The sequence below is a fragment of the Chryseobacterium sp. ZHDP1 genome (genome assembly GCF_018603435.1).
GTDB lineage: Bacteria > Bacteroidota > Bacteroidia > Flavobacteriales > Weeksellaceae > Chryseobacterium > Chryseobacterium indicum.
Genome location: NZ_CP075682.1, coordinates 2,471,521 through 2,493,616 on the forward strand (window position 1 = coordinate 2,471,521; position 22,096 = coordinate 2,493,616).

Annotated in this window: 4 protein-coding genes; all 4 read right to left on the minus strand. The window is 34.3% G+C overall.

The annotated features are described in order from the left end of the window. Window positions 1-17: 17 nt before the first annotated feature. From KKI44_RS11260 to KKI44_RS11275, 4 genes are read right to left on the minus strand one after another with little or no spacing between them, the layout of a single operon-like run. Window positions 18-6,155 (minus strand): non-ribosomal peptide synthetase, encoded by a 6,138-nt coding sequence (locus KKI44_RS11260; RefSeq protein WP_214587371.1) that lies wholly within the window; start codon window positions 6,153-6,155, stop codon window positions 18-20. 25 nt (window positions 6,156-6,180) lie between these two features. Then, window positions 6,181-7,167: a TauD/TfdA family dioxygenase gene (locus KKI44_RS11265; protein WP_214587372.1), complete on the minus strand. Its 987-nt coding sequence runs from the start codon at window positions 7,165-7,167 to the stop codon at window positions 6,181-6,183. Window positions 7,168-7,172: 5 nt separating this feature from the next. After that, window positions 7,173-17,753, minus strand: coding sequence for a non-ribosomal peptide synthetase (locus KKI44_RS11270; protein WP_214587373.1), 10,581 nt, complete (start codon window positions 17,751-17,753; stop codon window positions 7,173-7,175). A 20-nt stretch (window positions 17,754-17,773) separates the two neighbouring features. Continuing rightward, on the minus strand, window positions 17,774-22,096 hold the full coding sequence (locus KKI44_RS11275; RefSeq protein WP_214587374.1) for a type I polyketide synthase: 4,323 nt from the start codon (window positions 22,094-22,096) through the stop codon (window positions 17,774-17,776).

Here is a 22,096-nt window from a genome sequence, read left to right on the forward strand (position 1 = left end):
TCTGTTGTATTTTTACTTTAAATAATGGTTCTGAAAACATCCTCTTCTTTATCTTCCATCTCGCTGATTATTAAAGCCAGCTCACTTATAGTTGGTTTCTCAAGAAAGACATTTATTTTCAGTAGTTTGTTTAATCTTTTCTGTATTTCTCCGATAATTCTTATGGCATTCATGCTGTTCCCACCCAGTTCAAAGAAATTATCTGTAACACTAATGTTATCAAGTCCCAACATCTCTTCCCATATTTCTTTCAGCTGTCTCTCAACATCATTACTAGGAGCTACATATTCATGCTTAATCAAATCTGATGATGTAACATCACGAAGCTTATCACGGTCTGTCTTTCCATTACCCGTTAAAGGAATACTTTCAAGCTCAACATAAAAGTTGGGAAGCATATAGGAAGGAAGTTTATTTTCCAGATAAGCAGACAGCGCTTTCTTATCCATATCGCCATCCACAACATAATACACCACAAGGCTCTGATCTCCTTCATGATCCTTAACTGCTGTTACCGCTGCTTTTATAGCATGGCTGTAAGAAAGAACATGGCTATCAATCTCCCCAAGCTCTATACGGTAACCCCTTATCTTAACCTGCTCGTCCGCTCTGCCCAGATATTCTATACTACCGTCTGAAAGCCACCGGCCAAGATCTCCCGTACGATACATATTACCCCCTGATCCATATGGATCAGCAACAAACTTCTCTAATGTTAGCTCTGGAAGATTTAAATACCCTTTAGAAACTCCTAATCCTGATATATAAAGTTCTCCGGGAACTCCAACCGGAACTAAATGCCCGTCAGCATCAAGGATATGAACCTGAGTATTGGATATGGGTTTACCTATGCTTACGGCTGAATCTACGATCCGAGAGGCAATACATCCTATGGTGGTTTCTGTAGGTCCATATTCGTCGTATATTTCAATGTCTTCACGGAGGGAATACAGAGTACGGATATGATCATTATGAAGCTTCTCTCCTCCTAAAATGACTTTTCGGATTTGAGATGATTTAATTTCCGCAGTCTTCAATAAGGAAATATGAGATGGAGTAAGTTTAAGAATATCTACTTCTTTATGCTCAAGCATGGTAAGAAGACACTGTAAACTGTCATCATCAGGGCTTCCAAGGAAAAGCTTGCTCCCTCTTGTTAAAGAGCAGAAAATTGCAGTTCCAGACAAATCAAACGAAACAGAGGTAAACATACCCCAATTTCCCCGTTCATCAGCATTGAAATAAAAATTGTTACTCCATAAAACATAATTGAGAAGATTGATATGGCTTACACAAACTCCTTTAGGATGACCTGTGGTTCCGGAAGTGTAAATTACATAAGCCGAATTATCACCTGTATTTACTTCAGATGGATTTTCTTTGGAATAATCTTCTCTGCAATGATTGAATTCCAATAAAAATTTTTCATCTATTACGACTTTTGCATTGCTGTCACTGATGATATATTCTATTCTTTCTGCAGGATAATCTACATCGACAGGAACATAAGCTGCTCCTGATTTTAATATCCCCAGAATCGAAATAATCATATTCTCACTACGGGAAAGATGCAGACAGATGAAATCCTCAGACACGATATGATAATGAGCCCTAAGGTAGTGAGCCAACTGATTGGATCGCTCATTCAACACCTCATAACTAAGCTCAAGCCCTTCAAATTCTAAAGCAACCGCTGAAGGAGTTTTTAAAACCTGTGATTCAAATAAACTTACAACGGTATCTCCAGAAGGAAACGCTACAGAAGTATTGTTAAAATCTGTTATCAGCTGTTTCTTTTCTTCAGGACTTAAATATTCTAACTCCTGAAGAGGAAGATCGGGATATTTAATACTATTCTGTATGATATTCTTAAGATGGTTCATCGTTTTTCCAATAGCTTCCTTATCGTATAAATCAACATTGTATAATATTACAGCTGACAGTCCGCTATCAGACTCTGAAAAACTAAATTCAATATCTGTTTTGGCAATTCCATACTCAATCTGATAACTTTCAATCATTAATCCATCAATTGTATCTGACTTTTCAGAGAGGAAAATGCTATTGTAATTATTAAGAACAACCGCAACATCAAACAGTGCAGATCTGCTTATATCTCTCTGATAATTTATATCTGACAACATCTGTTCAAATGGATAATCCCCATTATCAAATGCTTCAGTAATTATCTTTTTTTCTTTTTTTATAAAAGAATCAAAAGTATCTTCTTTGGAAATTACTGACCTCAGAGGAAGGGTATTTAAAAATAGACCTAATTGGTTTTCAAGATCCGGATGGTTTCTTCCTGAAAAGCTGGTTCCAACAATAATATCACTCTGTTTCGTGTATTTATATAGTAATGCTTTGACGCAAGCCACAAGATAAGTAAACAGTGAAATATTGTTTTTGTTCAACAGCTCTCTGATATCTGCCATATCATCACCCCCAATAAGGAATTGAGCTGTATCTCCATTATACGTCTGCTGTTTATTTCTTTTTTTTGAAAATGGCATTTCAATTTTTTGAATATTTCCGGAAAGGGATTTTTGCCAATATTCTTTGAATCCCTCAATATTCTTTTTATTTATCCAGTCAGCATAGTCTTTATATTGAATATTCAGGGCTGTCATATTGATTTCTTCATTTTTAAATAAAGAATTGTATACTTTTATGATTTCTGATGCAAATAAGTTATTTGACCAGCCGTCACAAATAATATGATGAATATTAAACCATAAAATATGTTCATTACTATTCATCTTAATCAGATGAATTTTAAACAGGGGAAACTCATTTAATTTAAATTCAATTTCTTTTGCATTTAAAAATGCAGTAAGCTCCATCTTTTTATCCTGAGAAGATGACAAATCAACAGTATCTATGGTAAAATTAACGGTTTCAAAAGGTAAAATCTGCTGATAGACGGTATCATCTATATTAACAAAAACTGTCCTTAAGATCTCGTATCTGTTAATTAAATATTTAAATGACTCTTCAAGTTTTGATGCTTCCAGATCACCTTTTAATTTATATGCCTGGCTTATGTTATATGCTTTTGAAGATTCTTCATTTTGCTGTATCACCCAAAGTCTGTATTGGGTAGGACTTACAGGATAATATTGTGATTCTTCAACTTTAGGAATTGATATAAAACCCTCAGAATTTTTCTGTCTTGATAAATATTTCGACAGCAGCTGAATTACAGGATTTTCCATAAAGTCTTTTATGGAAATGGTCTTATTGAAGGTGGTTTTAATTTTATTGATAATTCTTATCAAAACCAAACTATGCCCACCCAGTTCAAAGAAATTATCTGTAACACTAATTTTATCAAGTCCCAGCATCTCTTCCCATATTTCTTTCAGCTGTCTCTCAACATCATTACTAGGAGCTACATATTCATGCTTAATCAAATCTGATGATGTAACATCACGAAGCTTATCACGGTCTGTCTTTCCATTACCCGTTAAAGGAATACTTTCAAGCTCAACATAAAAGTTGGGAAGCATATAGGAAGGAAGTTTATTTTCCAGATAAGCAGACAGCGCTTTCTTATCCATATCGCCATCCACAACATAATACACCACAAGGCTCTGATCTCCTTCATGATCCTTAACTGCTGTTACCGCTGCTTTTATAGCATGGCTGTAAGAAAGAACATGGCTATCAATCTCCCCAAGCTCTATACGGTAACCCCTTATCTTAACCTGCTCGTCCGCTCTGCCCAGATATTCTATACTACCGTCTGAAAGCCACCGGCCAAGATCTCCCGTACGATACATATTACCCCCTGATCCATATGGATCAGCAACAAACTTCTCTAATGTTAGCTCTGGAAGATTTAAATACCCTTTAGAAACTCCTAATCCTGATATATAAAGTTCTCCGGGAACTCCAACCGGAACTAAATGCCCGTCAGCATCAAGGATATGAACCTGAGTATTGGATATGGGTTTACCTATGCTTACGGCTGAATCTACGATCCGAGAGGCAATACATCCTATGGTGGTTTCTGTAGGTCCATATTCGTCGTATATTTCAATGTCTTCACGGAGGGAATACAGAGTACGGATATGATCATTATGAAGCTTCTCTCCTCCTAAAATGACTTTTCGGATTTGAGATGATTTAATTTCCGCAGTCTTCAATAAGGAAATATGAGATGGAGTAAGTTTAAGAATATCTACTTCTTTATGCTCAAGCATGGTAAGAAGACACTGTAAACTGTCATCATCAGGGCTTCCAAGGAAAAGCTTGCTCCCTCTTGTTAAAGAGCAGAAAATTGCAGTTCCAGACAAATCAAACGAAACAGAGGTAAACATACCCCAATTTCCCCGTTCATCAGCATTGAAATAAAAATTGTTACTCCATAAAACATAATTGAGAAGATTGATATGGCTTACACAAACTCCTTTAGGATGACCTGTGGTTCCGGAAGTGTAAATTACATAAGCCGAATTATCACCTGTATTTACTTCAGATGGATTTTCTTTGGAATAATCTTCTCTGCAATGATTGAATTCCAATAAAAATTTTTCATCTATTACGACTTTTGCATTGCTGTCACTGATGATATATTCTATTCTTTCTGCAGGATAATCTACATCGACAGGAACATAAGCTGCTCCTGATTTTAATATCCCCAGAATCGAAATAATCATATTCTCACTACGGGAAAGATGCAGACAGATGAAATCCTCAGACACGATATGATAATGAGCCCTAAGGTAGTGAGCCAACTGATTGGATCGCTCATTCAACACCTCATAACTAAGCTCAAGCCCTTCAAATTCTAAAGCAACCGCTGAAGGAGTTTTCAAAACCTGTGATTCAAATAAACTTACAACGGTATCTCCAGAAGGAAACGCTACAGAAGTATTGTTAGCCAAGGCAGTGATTTTTTCATCGACCTGAGTTACAACTGCTTTTTGTTCGTGTAGTAATTGATGGTAAATCTTTTTGAATTGCTCCTCAATAAGTTCTTTTTCCAGTGGTGAAAAAACAGCACTATTATAATACAGATCTACCGTTAAATCTTCACCTGAATCGATAACAGTAAACTTACAGTCAAAAATATCCTGTACAGAGTATATATTAACGATGTCAATATTCGTATGATTCAAAACTTTTCTGGTGTCGATATATTCAAAACCGTATTTAAAATATACTTTGTTTTGTTTTTTCCTGTTTAAAGTAAAATAATCTGCCCAACTTTTTACATTTTCAATATCTTTTTCAATTCTTACCGCATTTTCCGATACAGTAAAACCAGAGGAATGGGCTTTAAGATTTAATGCTGACATAGAATTCACGTATCCTATGGTATGAATAAGCTCATCATATTGCCGGTTTTGATTTACATAGCCGATAGTAATTTCTTTATCATCAGTTTTATAAACAGAAAGATAATTATTTAAACATAATACTAAATAAGTCTCTACGCGTAAGTTAAAGTTATCCAGTCTTTTTATTAGATCAGAGTAGTTTTCTTTATTGACAGAAATTATATTTTTTCTTTCCGGAGTAAAAACTTCAGCTTTCCCTCCAAATGGGATAACCTTATTTTCCGGCGTTGCGTTATAAATTTCCCAAAACAACTTAGCATCCTCTTCAGGCTCCTCCAAAAGTTCATTTTGCCAGGAAGAAAAATTATAAAATTCTATTTTATTCTGGTGTTGATATTGGTCCGTCATCCTTTCCCTAATTTCTTTCAACAAATATAAGCCACTATATAAATCACCAAACAATGAATATAGACGAATAACGATATATTTAACATATCCTGAAACTAATCCCAGCCCCACTCTAAGCGCTTTATCCTCCGAATATTTATAACGATGTCCGAAACCCGTCTGAACATCCCGCATAAAGCTCTCGTAATCAACATCATAATCGTAGTGCCAGTCTTTTATTTCAATTTCTCCATCCTCTTCAAACTGAATAGTGCTTGTTAGATCATTTCTTGAAAATATTTTATATGATAATACTTCGTGCTCTTTTATGGATTGATAAATTTGGGTAATAATGTCTTCCCTGGAATATTTATCTTCTATCTTTATAATAACCTGATTATAGAACTGGTCTAAATTATTTGATCCTACTGACAGCAAATTGATCTGATTTTCGGACAATTTATATCCTTTAACTTTCTCCATTTATTTAATATATTTTCATATGAAATTAGCACATAGAAACAATGATTTTTCTTTCTCCTTCGTATGAATTTCTTCCGTGAGAAGATAGATAATTATCCAGAAACAGTACATCTCCTTTTTCCCACGGGAAATATACTGTTCCTTTCTTATAAGCTTCATACAGCTCAGTATATTCTTCTTTTGTAAACTCCTGTCCATCTCCAAAATAAGTATTATTGGGGAGTTCATCATCAGAATCTATAGCTGACAATAATATTTCGTCGTAACTGTATCTGTTGAAAAACATTCCGTGATTAAACCATATTAATTCTTTACTGACAGGATGCTCAATAATAGCTTTCTTTTTCCAAGTAACCACCAAATCATCTTCATCCAGCCAATTATAAGAAATACCATTCTTTTCACACTCTCTTTCTACTTCATTTTTATCTGTTGTTTGAAAAACTTCTTGCCATGGCAAACCTAACAAGCCATTCATTCTTCTTTTATAAAGAATTCCTTTTTCCATAAACTTATTTTTAATTTCTTCACTTATATTCCCCAGTACTCTTCTGTTATCTGCTATAGGTGTTTCCCCTTTTAATGATGCAGGCTGAATACAGCAAAATATAATCTTATCTGGCGGTGATGGTGCATATGAATGCTCGCTATGCATATTGATACTGTAACTATTAGGATAAGTTGTTGAAACATATACGTTATTCATTATTGAATACCTAGGTGAAGAGCGGAACTTATATTCTAAAGCTGGCTTTTCAAAAACTGAAACCAAATCTTGAAATTTTTCTGCAGTATCAATATTAAATCCTCTACATAATATGGCTCCATACTCTAATAAATGTTTATCGAAATATTCGCTGTTTTCTTTAAGCCAATCTTTTAAATTAATATTAGAATCCGATGCCTGAACTACAAAAGGATATTTTTCTTCATTTATAAAATCTTTTAAAATATTATCGTCTGAAGATACTGGAGTATTGTTCTGGTTTTTTAATTTGCTTAATCTGTCCATAATTGTTATTTTTTTATAAATGCACTTAGCTTTTTTGAATTTTTTTGTTTGATAAAATCAGCATCCATAGAGGTTATGATTTCTTTTATGTTTTGTTGAACAACTGCTTTAAAATATATACTCTGCTTTTCTAACTTTTCTTTGGCTTCATGTAGTGGAAGATCAATATTATCTTTAAAAAACACTAAAATATCTTCGAATGTCTTTACAATATTGGCAACTGAATAATCATCAAAAACATTTTTGTTATAATCAACCAAAATCCGCATGTCCTGTCCTGTAGGTAAAATTTCAAAATTAAAATCATAGGTAGTCTGTAAATGTAGATTAGACTTTTCTACTGTCATTTTATTAGATCCGCTGTTATTTGCTATATCATTGCTCATTAAAAAATTTTCGAATATGAGAATGTGATTGATTAGATTTCTTTTCAACTGTATCTCTGCAAGACTGAGGTAATGGTGATCTGTACTTTTTATAGAATCCTCGTGAACTTTATTTAAAATACTTCGTGGAGTATCATTACTGTTAAAAATAACACGAATAGGAATGGTATTAATAAACAAACCTACCATACTTTCAATTCCTGATACTTCCGGAGGTCTTCCTGAGACTACGGCTCCGAATATTATATCTTCAGAATGATTATAAGAACTCAACAAATAAGACCATGCTGCTTGCACATATGTATTCAGGGTCACTCCTAAATCCTGACAGAACTTAACAAGTTCTTTGTATGTCGCACGGTTTATAAAAGAGACATGAGATGCTAGATCATATCCAATGTTTTCTTTTGGTTTCTCAAATGGAATAAGATTTGTTGAACTTAAACCATCAAGATATCTTCTCCAGTACTCCAAAGTAGAATCCCTGTTTACAGTACTTAGCCACTTAATATACGAAGAGTATTTTTCAGGTTCTGGTAGGGACAAAGTGTTTTCCTGCTGAAGGCTCTGTAAAATGGTTGAAAAATCATTGATTAAAATGCTCAGGCACCAACCATCCATAATGATATGGTGATGGCTCCAAATAAACTCATAGTAATCATCCAGTAATTCCACAACCATTAAACGCATCTGCGTCGGTTCTCCCAAATTAAAACCACGGTGTATATCGTCATTTTTAATTGAAGCTAATTGATATCCCGATTCTAACTGTAAATGCATGAACTCGACACGAGCATTCTTATGAACAATCTGTAAAGGTACCTCCCAATAACGGTTCTCAAAAGAGGTTCGTAGAATTGTATAACGGTTAACCAATATACGAAACGCTTCTTCTACATGGGATAAATCCAGATCTACAGACTTAATTCTATATGAAGTCTGCATAAAGTATGCAGAACTATTAGTATCTAACAGCCAATGGTAATACAATCCCTGCTGCATCGGTGAAAGCTCATAAATATCTTCTACTTCTGAATCTTTACTCATTTCTGCAAGAGTAGTAAATGGCAATCTGTTATAGGTAAGATCTGAGGGAGTAAGCACCACTGATGAAGCTTCACTTTCTTTAATCATAGTTTCTAAATGGGTACGATAATAAGATAATAACCTTTCTATTGTACTTTCTTTAAATACTTTACCTGAGAAACGGATATGAATACTCATCTCGCCGTTTACCGTCATGCCGGAAACATCTAGTAAAATATCGGTTAAAAGGTTATCGCGGGAAACCGGTGAGCCAATGTATTCTGATGAATAGCTCAATATAGAAGAAGTTATAGCTTCTGTACCTGAATCACCAGCTCCTATATCATTAAAGTCTCCTAAATAATTAAATAAAACACTCGCTTTGGACACAGAAAGAATCTCTTGCTGTAGATAATGGAGCACACCATAACCAATTCCTTTATTGGGAATACGGCGTAAACTTTCTTTTACACTTACCAAAGATGGCTGGCTCTCATCACTGATATCAAGACTAAAAGGATATACACTGGTAAACCAACCTATTGTTCGGCTGAGATCAAGACCAGTCTTCATTACTTCTCTACCATGACCTTCCATTAGAACTTTAGTAGTTCTTACACCAAAATAGTCTTGTAACGCTAATCCTAAACCAGTCAGTAAAACATCATTAATATCCGCATTATATTTCCTTCCCGCACGGGTCTGTAATAATTTTGTAGTTTCTGATGTTAAAGTAAAGCCAAGCGTATTTTCTAAAATAGTCTTCCCTAATACCGGATAATCCGTCACAATAGTATCATACTGTTTAGACTCTACTCCTTCCCAATATAAACGTTCTTTAGAGAGTTCTAAGCTCCTGCTGTATTCATCTAAAGCTTTTCCCCAATTTTGGAAAGAATCTGTTTTGGTCGGAAGATCAAATGATAAGCCCAGAACTACGGACTCGTACAATCTTCCTAAATCTTCCAACAAGATACGCCATGATACTCCATCAATTACCAAGTGATGAACCACTAATATAATACGATCTCCATCTTTCATGGAAACATGTCCAACATTAAATAAAATACCCGAACTTATATCAATATTGCTTTGAAGATTTTCTCCTATCTTTTGTAGACTTTCAAGTTCTTCTGATTTGCTTGATGCGCTTGTTCTTAAGTCAAAATACTCAAAACTATAATGTTTAGAAGTAGCATCTGCATTAAATTGGGTCCAGATACCTTCCACATTGTTATAGACCATTCTCAATGCATCATGATGTTCAACAAGACGTTTTATAGAAGCTTCCAAAGAAGAGAATGAAAGCCGCTGTATACTTTTTAAAATAACAGATTGGTTATAATGGCTTTTGTTAACTATGTCTTCACTCTCAAAGAAATATCTTTGGATAGGGGTTAAAATAGAGGTGCCTGTGACGGCTGACTGATCAATCAAAACCACTTCACTCGTTATATAACGAGACAGATCCTCTAATACAGGATATTGTAGAATGTGTTCTACCTTAAGGCTATAGCCTTGCTGGCGTAGTCTTGATACAATTTGAATTGATTTTATTGAATCTCCCCCTAGATTATAAAAATTGTCCTTGATACTTATTGATTCATACTTAAGCACCTGTGCGCAGACTTCTACCAAAATACGCTGATGTACTGTAACCGGGGCTACATATTCATTCTTAATTAAATCTTTTGACAATACTGCAGGAAGATTATTACGATCAATCTTACCATTATTTGTCAATGGAATACTCTCTAGCTCTACATAAAAACCCGGAAGCATATACTGGGGAAGCTTTCCTGCAAGATATTGTGATAAATCATGCTTATCTATCGGGGAGCCGGAAACATAATATACCACCAGAATCTTATCTCCTCCATGTTCCTTAACTTCCGTAACTACGCTCTTTATATCTGCACTGTAAGTTAAAACATAACTGTCGATCTCTCCCAGCTCTATCCGATGCCCACGTATCTTTACCTGATGGTCGATTCTGCCTAAATACTCAATATTACCATCTGGCAACCAGCGTCCCAAATCTCCCGTACGATACATCTTTGTTCCTGGAACAAATGGATTATTTAAAAACTTATCTTCTGTCAATTCTTCAAGATTAAGATAACCTCGGGCCAGTCCTGAACCTGAAATGTAAAGCTCACCAACGACACCTATAGGTACAATGTGATGATATTTATCTAGTATGTAAACCTGAGTATTTGATATAGGCTTGCCGATTGGAACTGTAACAGCTTTTCTTTTAACTTTAAAAAAGGTACTATAAACAGTGTCTTCTGATGGTCCATAAATATTATATAATTTTAAAGATTCTAAAGGAACATGGCGAATATGCTTATAAGTTAACGCCTCGCCTGCTAAGTTCAGAATTTTTACATTTTCAAATAATTCTTCTGAAGAAATGCTCAATAAAACTGAAGGTACCGTATTAATTAAAATATTCTTATCTACTTTTGCATAATCGCTAATTTTAAAAGCATTTTGTAAGATTCTTAGCTTCTTACCACAAGAAAGAGCTAAAAACATTTCATATACAGAAATATCAAAACAATAAGAAGTCGCAGCATATATAATATCAAAATCTTCTTTCGGAAATACTGTTTGTGACCAATAGATTAGTGTAACCACATTTTTATGTTCAATCATTACCCCTTTAGGATTTCCTGTCGTTCCCGAAGTATAGATGATATAAGCCAAATGATCCGGCCTGATAAATATATCTACATTCTCTGTCGAATAGTAATTTCTTACCAATTCAAAATCCAAAAGAAAAGATTCGTCTATTGTTACCTTAGAATTGGTATCAGCCAAAATATAATCCTTTCTATCCTGCGGGTAATCTACATCAATTGGAACGTAAGCTCCTCCCGACTTCAATATCCCTAAAATACCCTCAATCATCTTATCACTTCGAGGAAGTTCAATACAGATCAAATCATCTCCATTTATGGAATATTTCTCACGTAAATAATGAGCCAGCTGATTCGATCTTGCATTCAGTTCAAAATAAGTCAATGAAATATCTTCATAGACAACCGCTATATGATCAGGCGTTATTAATACCTGTTTTTCAAATAAACTTATAATGGTTTCATCACTAGGGTAGTTAACTTCCGTAGAATTAAATGACTCCAAAATTGCCTTTTCTTCAGAACTTATGTAATCCAGAGATTTTAACGGAATTTCAGAAGAAAAAACAAACTGATGAAGTACTTCTTTAAAGTGAGATACCAAAAACTTCATTGAGGATGTCGAAAGCAATGAAGCATCATAACGGAACTCAATATGCAGACCGCCATGGTCAGGAACTGCTACAATCGTAAGGGGGTAATTTGTCTGTTCAAAAGAACCTACTGACTCAGACGATAAGCCCGCATATGAACTTGTTTCTACATTACCTTTATCATTCTTTACATAGTTCTCAAAAACAATAATATGATTTATCAGTTCTTTTCCTAAAGAGGATAAAGACTGGATCTCTGCCAAACTATTAAAGTGATAACGGCTACTCTGAATAGAATCCTGATGAATCTGATTTAATAAACTTCGTGGAGTATCCTCTTCCCCAATTCGTGCACATACGGGGATCGTATTGATAAAAAGGCCCACCATATTCTCAATACCTGGAATCTCTGCAGGTCTTCCGGATACTACGCTGCCAAAGACTACTTCTTCTGAGGAATTATATGAACTTAAAAGATAAGACCATGCTCCTTGAACGTAAGTGTTCAATGTAATCCCTAAATCTTGGCAGAAATTTTCAATAGCACCAAAATCATGATCTCTTATGCTAAGGGTTTCGGTAAGGTAATGGGAAGAGGATGCTTCATCTGTATTAACAAAAGGAATCAATGTAGGGGAATCAATGCCCTGAAGATAGTTTTTCCAATATGCTAAAGCTTCTTCTTTATCCACACTTTCAAGCCACTTAATATAGGATGAGTATTTCTCTGTATCAGGTAACGGAATCGAAATACCATTTTGAAGGCTCCCTAATATTGTGGAAAAATCATTAATTAAAATACTCAGGCACCAACCGTCCATAATGATATGGTGATGACTCCAAATAAACTCATAATATCCATCCGGTAATTCAACCACAAGTAAACGCATCTGCGTAGGCTCACTCAGAATAAAACCTCGGTCTATATCGCCTTGTTTAATATTATCTAATTCAAGTTCGGATGCCAGGATCAAATGCTTAAAGTCAACTCGAGCCTCTTTATGAACAATCTGTAAAGGAACTTCTCCATAACGGTTCTCAAAGGAAGTACGAAGAATGGTATAACGGTTAACCAATGCTCCAAATGCCTTTTCTATCAGAGATAAATCTAGGTCAGAAGCCTTAACACGATAGGAGGTCTGCATAAAATATGACAAACCTTTAGGATTTACTAACCAATGGTAATACAATCCTTGCTGCATCGGAGAAAGTTCGTAAATATCTTCTATTTCAGCATCTTTACTGATTTCTTCAATGATACTGAATGATAAGCCTTTGTATTTGTAAGTAAGGTCTGATGGGGTTAAAGCCACTGATGAATCTTCGCTTTCTCTGATCATAGATTCTAAATGAGACTGATATGCTGATAAAAGAGACTCTATCGTATTTGCTGTAAATACTTTATTCGAGAAACGAATATTGATATTCATTACTCCATTAACCGTCATCCCGGAAACATCCAGTAAGATATCTGTAAATAAATTATCCAAGGAAACGGAAGGACCTATATTTTCAGAACTATAACTGAATAATGATTGAGATTCTCCTGTATCATAATTTCCTGCATCATCAAAGTCGCCAAGGTAGTTAAACTGTAACCAAGCCAAACTCTTTGGAGTAAATGGCTCATTCAGATAATTCAGAATACCATAACCGATTCCTTTATTCGGAATCTCTCGCATACCCTCCTTTACACTTACCATGACGGGTTGGCTATCATCACTGATATCAAGATTAAAAGGATACACACTGGTAAACCAACCCACCGTACGGCTGATATCTAAACCTGTACCCATAGTCTCACGACCATGGCCTTCCATCAAAACTTTCGTCTTGCATACTCCAAACTGATCCTTTAGAGACAATGCTAAGCCGGTTAATAAAACATCATTGATCTCTGCATTATACTTCCTACCCGCAAGTGTTTGTAGTAATTTTGTAGTATCGGTATTCAGGTCAAAACCTAAGCTGTTTTCTAAGATCTGTTTGCCTTTCACCGGATAATCCGTAGTAATGGAAGCATATGTTTCGGATTCTATTCCTTCCCAATACAAACGCTCTTTAGATAATGCTGAGCTTTTGCTATAATCCTCCAATGCGTTACCCCAACGCTGGAAAGAATCTGTCTTGGAGGGAAGCTCATAAGATAGCCCCTGAACTTCCGATTTGTATAACTTTCCTAAATCTTCCAACAAGATACGCCATGATACACCATCAACTACCAAGTGATGAACCACTAATATAAGACGCTCGCCATCACTCATTGATACATGGCCTACATGAAATAGAACTCCTGAAGTTATATCTATGGAGCTTTGAAGCTCCTCGCCTATCTCTTGTAATCGGGATAATTCTTCTGAGTTACTTCCGCTATCTTTTAGATCAAAAGATTGCAAATGATAGTGATTATTTTCTATTCCTGAATTATATTGAACCCAAAATCCAGCTTTCTCGCTATAAACCATTCTCAAGGCATCATGATGCTCGACAAGACGTTTTATAGAAGTTTCTAATGCAGCTACCGAAAGCTTTTCTGTACTCTTTAGGATAACAGACTGGTTATAATGATTCTTGTTAACAATATCCTCACTCTCAAAGAAATATCTTTGGATAGGAGTAAGTATACTTTCTCCTATAACAACAGACTGATCAATCTCAACAATATCTGTCGTGATATAACCTGCCAGCTCTTCTAAAATCGGATACTGAAGAATATGTTCTACCTTAAGGCTATACCCTTGCTGACGAAGCCTGGAAACGATCTGAATTGATTTTATGGAATCTCCTCCAAGGTTATAATAATTGTCTCGAATACTGATAGGTCTATACTTTAAGACCTGCTCACAAATAGAAACCAGCACTTGTTCTTCTTCATTTCTCGCCGCTACATATTCATTTTTAATCATATCCGTACTGCTTACCTCAGGTAAACTCTTTCGGTCAACCTTCCCGTTGCTCGTTAAAGGAATATGATCCAATTCTACATAAAAACCCGGAAGCATATACTGGGGAAGCTTTCCTGCAAGATATTGTGATAAATCATGCTTATCTATCGGGGAGCCGGAAACATAATATACCACCAGAATCTTATCTCCTCCATGTTCCTTAACTTCAGTAACTACGCTCTTTATATCTGCATTGTAAGTTAAAACATAACTGTCGATCTCTCCCAGCTCTATCCGATGCCCACGTATCTTTACCTGATGGTCAATTCTGCCTAAATACTCAATATTACCATCTGGCAACCAGCGTCCCAAATCTCCCGTACGGTACATCTTTGTTCCTGGAACAAATGGATTGTCTAAAAACTTATCTTCTGTCAATTCTTCAAGATTAAGATAGCCTCGGGCCAGTCCTGAACCCGAAATGTAAAGCTCACCAACAACACCTATAGGTACAATGTGATGATATTTATCTAGTATGTAACAGCCCAATGTCGCAATAGGTTTGCCTATATTAGATAAAGAGCGTGTCATATCTGCAGCGCTAAGTTCTTTATAGGTAACATGGACGGTAGTTTCTGTGATTCCGTACATATTAATCATACGGATTTCCGGATATTTACGATGAAAATCCTGTAGCATAAGAGGATTAAGGGCCTCTCCTCCAAAGATTATGTATCGCAAAGCCAACTGCCCTTGATTAAATAATTTATCATATTCCGACAGGTTATAAAAAGCAGCTGGGGTCTGGTTTAATATAGTTATATTGTTCTTGATAAGATAGCTTAAAAAGGAGCCAGGATCCTGAGCTGTCTTTCTGGTGATTACATGAAGACTTCCTCCGTAGAGTAAAGCGCCATAACACTCCCATACCGAAAAATCAAAATTATAGGAATGGAATAATGTCCAGGAATCATTACTATTAAAATCATAAAGCGAATGATCATTAAACAATAAACGAACCACATTTTTATGTTCAATCATTACCCCTTTAGGATTTCCTGTCGTTCCCGAAGTATAGATGATATAAGCCAAATGATCCGGCCTGATAAATATATCTACATTCTCTGTCGAATAGTAATTTCTTACCAATTCAAAATCCAAAAGAAAAGATTCGTCTATTGTTACCTTAGAATTGGTATCAGCCAAAATATAATCCTTTCTATCCTGCGGGTAATCTACATCAATTGGAACGTAAGCTCCTCCCGACTTCAATATCCCTAAAATACCCTCAATCATCTTATCACTTCGAGGAAGTTCAATACAGATCAAATCATCTCCATTTATGGAATATTTCTCACGTAAATAATGAGCCAGCTGATTCGATCTTGCATTCAGTTCAAAATAAGTCAATGAAATATCTTCATAGACAACCGCTATATGATCAGGCGTTATTAATACCTGTTTTTCAAATAAACTTATAATGGTTTCATCACTAGGGTAGTTAACTTCCGTAGAATTAAATGACTCCAAAATTGCCTTTTCTTCAGAACTTATGTAATCCAGAGATTTTAACGGAATTTCAGAAGAAAAAACAAACTGATGAAGTACTTCTTTAAAGTGAGATATAAATCCAATAATTGTTTCTTTGTTATAAATGTCTACATTAAATGTTGTAATCATTTCTAAAAAAGATCCTTTATTTATAAACTCAAAGTTAATATCAAAAGCTCTCTTAGTAAATCCTATTTCTACGATTTCATCATTGTATATTTCATTGAGTTCATTATCCAGATAATCCTGAAAAACCACAGTGATATCAAATAAGGAATTTCTCGAAACATCTGGGGATAATTGTAAATCTTCAATTAACAAATCAAAAGGGTAATCCTGATATGTAAAAGCTTTTGTAAAAGACTCCTTTACCTTTCTGAATATATCTGTTGAAGTATCTTTTTGAGGTTCCAATACGGTATTTAGTACGATGGTATTCACAAAAAGCCCAGGCATTTCATTAAGGCTTGGATGATTTCTTCCGGAAGTAAAAGTCCCTAATGTAATGTCATTTTCTGAAGTATATTTATTTAATATGACATAAATAGCGCTCAGTAAACTTACATTTAAAGTTCCTTTGTTATCTTTAGCAAATGCTTCCAACTTTTGGGTAAGTCCTGAAGAAATAACTGTCTTTAATGAGTAGCTGTTAAATGTTTTAACGGATGGTCTTTTAACATAAGAAGGTAAATCGATTGTTGGAATTTTTTTAGACAAAAGCTCTACCCAATATCGTTGCGCAACATTATAACTTCCATTATTAACTGCCTCAAGTTTCCAATATGTATAATCCAGATACTGTAACTTTGGAGTACTTATTTCTTCTGAATGCAATATTGCAAAATAATAGTTCAAAATATTTTGCTTTATAATATTCAAAGACACTCCATCAATAATAATATGATGGAAGATAAAATATACAACAATCTTATCTTTAAGCTCAAAAATTTTACATCTAAGCAAGGATCCTTTAGTCAGATCGAATGCCAATGAATTCAAGTCTTGAACAGCATTTTCTATTACTTTTATAGCATCTGATTCATCCTTAAGATCAATAATTTCAACATCAAATCCTGTATTATCTTCCTCTAAAACGCTTTGCTTTATTTCTCCTTTGTTGTTAAGATTAAATACCGTTCTGAAAATCTCAAAGTTTTTGATCAATTGTAAAACAGCAAGTCTGACTATTTCCAGATTATAAGTTGAAGGAAGCTCAATAGGATAATTGATATGATAAGATTTAGATCCTTCCTCAGTAAGACTTTGTAACCACAACCTTTTCTGAGCATCTGAAACAGGATGATCTTTTCCGGTAGCGGTATGTTTGGTAATGCTATTAGAATTATGCTTTAGGATATAGGATATGATCTCCTCTTTATAAAGCCTAATTCGTTTGATAAGACTTTCTTCAATATCTTCTGTGGTGTCAATAACAAGGTTATTATCTTTTACAGAAATGTAAATATTTTTATCTTTTAATTCTTCTAATAAATTTAACATATAATGGTAAAGAATAGGATTTATATGATGATAGTCTTTCGGTCCGGCTCATTGCTGACTACTGTTTTTGAAACAAATAATATCATTTCTATATGAAGGGCAAGATCTTTTATTGTAGGGGCAGCATAAAGATCTTGGGGAGTTAGTTCCAGATTGAATTCTTTATTTACACTTTTCAAAACGGTCATTGCTTTTAATGAATCTCCACCTAATTCGAAGAAATTATCTTTAGTTCCAACTTTTTTAGGCTCAAAAAAGGTATTAAATAATCTACAAAGTTTAATTTCTGTAGTTGAAACAGGCTCTACATAATCGGTGCTATATAGATTGGCTGAGGAAATAAAATCTGCCGGACTATCTTGTATTTTATAATCATAAGTCAGGTACTGATTGGGATTTTTAATAGATGCAACGATGTGATGATTTTGTGCATTGGAAAACACTGTGGTTTTAAATATTTCAATGAGCTTAATATCATTTATTGCTCCCTCACTGTACCCGTCCAGATTGATGCTGGTCCAATTTTCAGGCTTAGATTTACCTATAAAATAATCCATATAAGAATTGGCTACGGAATAAGCTCCAAAGGTCTGACCACCAAGTACCGCTGATAAACTGGAACTAATCCATACAAAATCAAGGTTTCTGCTGGAGAAAATTTCATATAAGTTGATAATTCCCTGAACTTTTGAAGACAGCTGATCCTGAATCGTTTCCACATCAATATGCTCTATAAGTTTTAAAGAGTCGTCCGAAGGGCTTCCAGTTAAGTTTAATACTCCATTAATTTTTCCACATTCCTGTTCTATAAGAGTAACTGTTGATCCAAAAGCCTCAAGGTTAGAAATATCAGAAGTAAAATAAGACACCTCGTTCCCTATTCTACTTTTGAATATTTCATCCAACTTATCAACTGATTTTCTGCCAACAACAACAACTTTAGCGTTGCTTTTTAACAGGTAACTAATCAAAATTGTCCCGATTTTGCCAAAACCTCCAATTACAAGAATAACTTTGGAATCGAGCTGAACATTATAATTTTCCTCACTCCGTCTTTCGTAAAAAGGAATATATCTTTGATCTCCTTTATAAGTTACAACAGGATCTGAAAAGTTGTATTTTATTTCATCAATTAATTTTTGATAAGAAATATCATTTCCTGACGGAACATCTAAAAGAAAACTGAATATATTTTTATTTTCCTGTGCGCATACATATAGCTGACTAAAAGAAGATAGTAATGTTATATTGCTATTTTCATTAATTTCCATGTTATTATAATGACCCAATAAAGTAATCTTATGGGTTGACATTGAATCCTTAGAGATTAAAAATTTTCCGATGATATTAAATAATTTGAAAACAGAAACCATTGCACTTAATAGATTATCCTGTATGTTCCAAGTGAAAACAATTTGATAATTAGTACTATCAGTATTAATAATTCTATCCAAATAATCCTTAACATTTGCTAGATTTATTTCCTCATTTTCATTAAAAAAATCATTCCTTTCTAACTCTATAAAGTCAATTTTCCTGCTTGCCAGTTCAAGAATTATACTTTGCGATAAATCACTGTTTTCCGAAAAAATAATGTAGGTTGCCTTCTCCTCTTTTGCATCTTTAAACAATTGACTATTCTTCCACTTTTTCTGATATAAAAGGTCTAAAAACAAAGAGTTATTATCAATGTTAAATTGCTTAAAAGGATTGACATGAAAATCCAGTTTATTTTTTTCAAATGGATAAGTGGGTAATGAAATTTTCTTTTTCCTTTTATTTTGATAATATTTACTCCAATCTATATTAATACCAGATTGCCACAATTCTCCCAAAGCTTTGTGCAAAAACTTCTGTTCTTCATTTTCATTGAACTTTGGCAATACTCTAATAATGGCATTATCTTTATAACACTCGTTTTGTTTAATTGCATTTGTTAATGTAGAAGGCCCTAATTCAATGAATATATACTCCTTTGACTCCCTCAGAATATTTTTAATCCCTTTTTCAAAAAGAACTGTATTCAGCATTTGTTCTTTCCAATATTGAGATGATTTCGCTTCATCATTTGAAATAAAATTGGCAGTAAGATTAGATATATATGGAATTTCTGGTTCCAATAAATTAATTTCAGAAAATAAATTTTCAAAATCTGAAGAAATATCATCCATCATATGAGAATGGAAAGCGTGTGAGGTTTTTAAAAGTGTGGTTGTAATATTTTTTTTATTAAATATATTGATACACTCCTGAATATCTTCTTCTGTTCCTGATAAAACTGTTGTATGACCTGAATTGATCGCTGCGATTGAAACATTATTCGTTATTTCATTTTTTACTTGTTCAAAAGAAGCATTTACGGCCATCATTTTCCCGGTTGGTAATTTACTCATCAGCAAAGCTCTTTCTGCCACCAACAATAATCCGTCTTCAAAAGAAAGTACTCCAGAAATACATGCAGCAGCATATTCTCCCAGACTATGACCTATCATTAATGAAGGTTTTATACCTATTTCAATAAAAAATTTTGCCAATGCATACTCAATAAGAAATAATAAAGGTTGGGTATATTTTGTTTCGTTAATTTTTAAAGGATCGAAAATATCAGTGCCACCATATCCTAGGATGTGAGAATAATCTGTATTAAATTTATTTTTCAGAATTAAAAGCCCTTGATCTATATACTGCTTAAAACCCTCTTCTTGTTGATAAAGCTGTTCTCCCATTTTAAAATATTGTGCTCCCTGCCCGGGAAATATAAAAACAATAGGCTGAGAAGATTTTGCTTTTTGGTAGAGATCTTTTTTAGTTTCTAGTTTATTTAATAAATCTTCTCTGTCTTTGAAAACGACAGTATTTCTATAATCAAATTGAGCCCTTCCTGTGTTTAAAGAATAGGAAAGGTCTGAAAGGTTAATTTCATGATTTTTGGTGATAATTTTTTTTAGCTTTGTAAAATATTGCCTTAAAGCTTCAGGTCTTTTGGCAGAGTAGGCTATGACATTACTTACCTGTTTATCCTTATGATTGTTTGTATGATCAGGTACAAAATTTTCTAAAATTGCGTGAGCATTGGTTCCCCCAATTCCGAAACTGCTTACTCCCGCAATTAATGGACCATTATCTTTCGTTTCCCATAGTTTTGCTTGAGTATTAACATAAAATGGCCCCTTATTAAAACTTATTTCTGAATTTGCTTTTACATAATGTAAAGATGGTGGTATTATCCTATTTTTTAAAGATAAGGCTGTTTTAATAATTCCAGCAATCCCTGCTGCATTACCAGTATGTCCTAAGTTAGACTTTACAGTTCCTATGGCGCACGTTAAAGTTTGATCATAATTAAATGACTTATTAAGAGCCTCTATTTCAATAGGATCCCCCAGTTTTGTCCCGGTACCATGAGTCTCTATATAAGAAATCTCATTAAGGGAAACCTTAGCAAAATTATGAGCTTGTTTTATACAATCAACTTGGCCTGATATGCTGGGTGCTGTGTATCCTACTTTTCTTTTTCCGTCATTGTTAACGGCAGTTGCTCTTATAATCGCATAGATCTGATCGTTATCATTAAGAGCATCTTCTAATCTCTTCAATACAACCACACCACCACCTTCTGTACCTACTGTTCCACTAGAATTTTCATCAAACGCCCTGCAATGCCCATCTTTAGAAGAGATCATACCTTCTTCATACATATACCCTTTTTCATCTTTGGTATTTAAGGCAATTCCTCCTACAACCGACATGGAACACTCTCTTAGTAACAAAGCCCTACATGCAGTATGTATAGCCACCAGTGAGCTTGAGCATGCAGTATCCATAAAAATACTTGGTCCCTTTAAATTCAGGTTATATGAAATTAAAGAACTGCAAAAATTTTTATTGTTGATTTGTGACAAATAAAAAGGATCAACTGTATCTTTTTTATTAATAGTTGTATGAGCGATCCAATTGAAATTATCCGGAGCAGTAAGATATAAACCTACTTTGTCCTGAATTTTTGATGGATCATAGCATGAATCTTCAAATGCATTCCATACCAATTGATGTAAAATTCTGGTTTGCGGATCCATACTGTTAGCTTCATCCTTGGTGTAACCAAAAAATGAATAATCAAAGCTATCAGAGTGATCTATAAATGTTTTTACTTTTACATACCCAGGATCTTGAATGGTCTTGGCTTCTACTCCGCTTTCCAATAATTCCTGATCTGTATAAAATTCAATCAGTTCATTTCCATTGGCGAGTTCTTCCCAAAATGTAAGGGGATTATCGCAACCGGAAAATATACATGAAACACCTATTATTGCTATATCTCTTTTTAAAGATTCTCTTTGCAT

Bases quoted from the DNA above. Each gene is read 5' to 3' on its own strand.
- KKI44_RS11260 (WP_214587371.1), bottom strand. From the start codon at position 6,155: ATGGAGAAAGTTAAAGGATATAAATTGTCCGAAAATCAGATCAATTTG.
- KKI44_RS11265 (WP_214587372.1), bottom strand. From the start codon at position 7,167: ATGGACAGATTAAGCAAATTAAAAAACCAGAACAATACTCCAGTATCT.
- KKI44_RS11270 (WP_214587373.1), bottom strand. From the start codon at position 17,753: ATGTTAAATTTATTAGAAGAATTAAAAGATAAAAATATTTACATTTCT.
- KKI44_RS11275 (WP_214587374.1), bottom strand. From the start codon at position 22,096: ATGCAAAGAGAATCTTTAAAAAGAGATATAGCAATAATAGGTGTTTCA.